Genomic DNA, 3,175 nt, shown 5'->3' with positions numbered 1-3,175 from the left:
GCCCTTCTCCCTCTCCACTGTTTGTTACATAGGAAAGCTGGTGTGTTGAAATATTAAGCTGCTTTGCCAGAATCTGTCGATCCCCGGATGCCTGGTTGAGCATCAGGATAAAGTCTGAGTTTTCAAAGATATTCTCGATTTCTCTTGAAGCAAGCAGGTCTTTTACGTTCTGCGTGATACCAGTCGGGATACCGCCCCACTTACGGAATCTTTTCCAGATTTCTACACTGTATGCTGCTGTCTGTTCTTCTTTCAGCAACAAATGGAACTCATCAATGTAATATCTGGTAGACCTATGAGCAGAACGGTTGACTGTTACCCTGTTCCAAACCTGATCCTGAACAATCAACATACCAAGTTTTTTAAGCTGTTTACCAAGGTCTTTAATATCGAAACATACCAGACGATTGTTCAACTCTACATTTGTACGGTGATTAAACACCTTCAGGGAACCATTTACATAGATTTCCAGTGCCGTTGCCAGCCGCTGCGACTCAGCCTCTTCCTGTTTGCGAAGCAGATTATATAGATCTTCCAGGATTGGCATTTTCTCCGGAACCGGTTCTGAAAGATAGTCCTGATATACCAGACGCACACATCGGTCAATGATTGTTTTTTCCACTGGTTCCAGACCATTTTTTCCTCCTACTACCAGTTCACAAAGCGAAAGGATAAAATCTGATTTCAACGATAGCGGATCGTCATCATCCGCATAATTGATGTTAATATCCATTGGATTGATGTAATCATGACTGGTCGGAGAAATACGGATAACCTGCCCGTTAAATGCCCGGACTAACGGAAAATATTCACCCTCCGGATCACAGATGATAATGTCGTCTTTTGTGACAATAAATACATTGGTAATCTCTCTTTTTGCCGCAAAGGATTTACCAGATCCAGGAGTACCAAGTATCAGACCATTGGGATTTTTCAGCTTTTTCCGATCTGCCATGATTAAGTTATTAGACAGGGCATTTAACCCATAATAGATAGATTCCCCACCCATAAACAGTTCCTGCGTCGTAAATGGAACAAAAATAGCTGTCGATGTGGTAGTCAATGCCCGCTTGATTGGAATCCAGTTTCTTCCAAGCGGCAAACTGCTCATAAGGCCCTGCTCCTGCTGATAGTCCAGTCTTTTTAATACACAGTTGTATTTCTGTGCAATACCTGCCGTCTGAAATACCGCATTTTCCAGCTCCTGTTTATTTTTTGCTGTATTTAAAAACACCACGGTCACAAGAAACATTCTTTCATTCCTTGACTGTAAATCTTCCAGAAGTCTTTTCGCTTCCCCACCGTATGTATTCAGGTCAGACGGTATAATATCCATATCATATCCGGAGCGTACCGCTTTTTTCTGTTCCTCAATTTTCATGCGGTTAATATCCGTAACCTTACTTTTGACCAATTTGATCGCTTTCATCTGGTCGATGGACTGGATATGCAGATTAACAAGCAGGTTACAGTCCATTTCCAGAAATTCCGCAAGCATTTTATCCGTCAGCTCTGGTGCCAGAATCTGCAAATATGATACTGCGCCGATAGTATCTCCCATCTGAAAATCTTTTCCATTTTTAAATACAAAACTGGATGGTGCAATATAGTCCTTGGTATTCAGTCCGGTACGCAACACATCTTCATAGTTAAACCGGAACGGGACTTTATTATCCTGGTTGAACGTTTCATACATAATCTGCAAACGCTCCACGCCATTCAACGGATAAGCAGACACCCCTAATACCTTAAAGTTATTGAGAATATCCGTTTCGATACGCTCCAGTTTCGGTTTTGCTTCCCGGATATTGTCTGCTTCGATTCCAAATGTAAGATACTTTGTTCTGACAAGACCATTATTTCCCTTTGCCAACTGGTTTCTGAGCATCTGAGCAAACTCCATACGCAGATCATCAAAACTGTCATTCTGCTTCTTAATGCGAATCACATCTTCATATTCTGCCATATTGCTGTGATGATTGATAAAGGACAACTGGAAATGAATCGTACTGTCAAAATAGTTCAGGAAATCACACCAGTTTTCAAAAATCGCATTTTTATCTTCGTTCTGTGCCAACTGATAGTTAATATCATAAAAACGGATGGTCTTGGAATAATAACCATCTTCCACACGACAGATACCGTCTTTTCCCATTTCTCTGTATGGAATAGACTGTTGTGCGGTAATCTTCTTTTCTTTATTTCCACCACTCGTATTCCTGTTTACTTTTTTTACAGCTCCCTTTTTACCATTGGATTTTACAGAAGATGACACTGCTGGTTTCGTCTTCTTTTTATATTTATTCTCTTTTTTCGCCTGTTTCTTTGCTGCTTTTTCTTCACGAGCTGCCAGCTTTGCCTCCTGCTTTGCACGTTTTTTATCTTCTTTTTCGTGTGCCTTATGAAGTTTTGCTTCATACTTCTGTGCTTTTTCCCAGGCTCGCTGCTCTCGTCTGCTTAATTTACGTCTTGGTCTGCGGATACCCCGATGTCGCTCCAGTGCTTCATACCCTGTAACCATAGGTACTCCCTTCAAACGCTGTCTGTCCTTGACAAAATCTTCTGCTTCATCCATGGCAAACACTGGTAAACCATCAGCAGAATCTGCTTCATCTAACCACCAGTCCTCTGGATAAGAAGCATCTTTGGCATGTTCTGGCAGCAATTTATCATTTTCTCTTCTTTCCACGAACTGTACCTCCCTTCGATTTTGTTATAATTTTTCTTTTCTCATACATATTTTCCACCTCATACTTTCGCAACGGAGGACGGATAAATTTTACTGTAATCATATTTTTCAGGACTTTTTCTAAAGGAAGTCCGTCTTTCTCATACATGGCAAACAAAAAAGCCGGAAGCATCAACAAACACATTCCGGTTGCCGCATTACTTGAACCAATCAATCCTCTTGCCAGGAAATAAAATGGAAGCCCTACTGCCGCTGCAATGCCAAGACAGATAAGCTGACGTTTTGTGAGGTTCAGAATAATCTTATTTTTAACTTTCGTCAGATCTTTGGGTACTGATACAAAAGCCATTTTCTATCATCTCCTTTTTTATATTTAATGTGTGTTAAACACACTCTTTGAGAAATTGGCTGTTTTCATAAGGCTGAAGCAAAGTACAACCGTATAAGCCATTACACTGAGCAATGCTGTATGCACGTTATCTGATA

2 protein-coding genes are annotated in these 3,175 nt (G+C 40.8%); both read right to left on the bottom strand.

Annotation, left to right across the window (positions count from 1 at the left end):
• Nucleotides 1-2,689, bottom strand: a 2,689-nt coding sequence (locus RDS42_RS13595) for a VirB4-like conjugal transfer ATPase, CD1110 family (protein ID WP_308784127.1), incomplete at its 3' end; no start/stop codon positions are given.
• A complete protein-coding gene (locus RDS42_RS13590; protein WP_029730837.1) occupies nucleotides 2,670-3,038 on the bottom strand; it encodes a PrgI family protein in 369 nt (122 codons plus the stop codon). The genes RDS42_RS13590 and RDS42_RS13595, both read right to left, overlap by 20 nt.
• Between the last annotated feature and the right edge of the window lie 137 nt (nucleotides 3,039-3,175).

Origin of the sequence: uncultured Blautia sp., assembly GCF_902497045.1 — a bacterium.
Classification (GTDB): domain Bacteria; phylum Bacillota; class Clostridia; order Lachnospirales; family Lachnospiraceae; genus Blautia_A.
The sequence above is the reverse complement of the archived record's forward strand: the minus strand, read 5'-3'. Positions and strand labels throughout refer to the sequence as shown.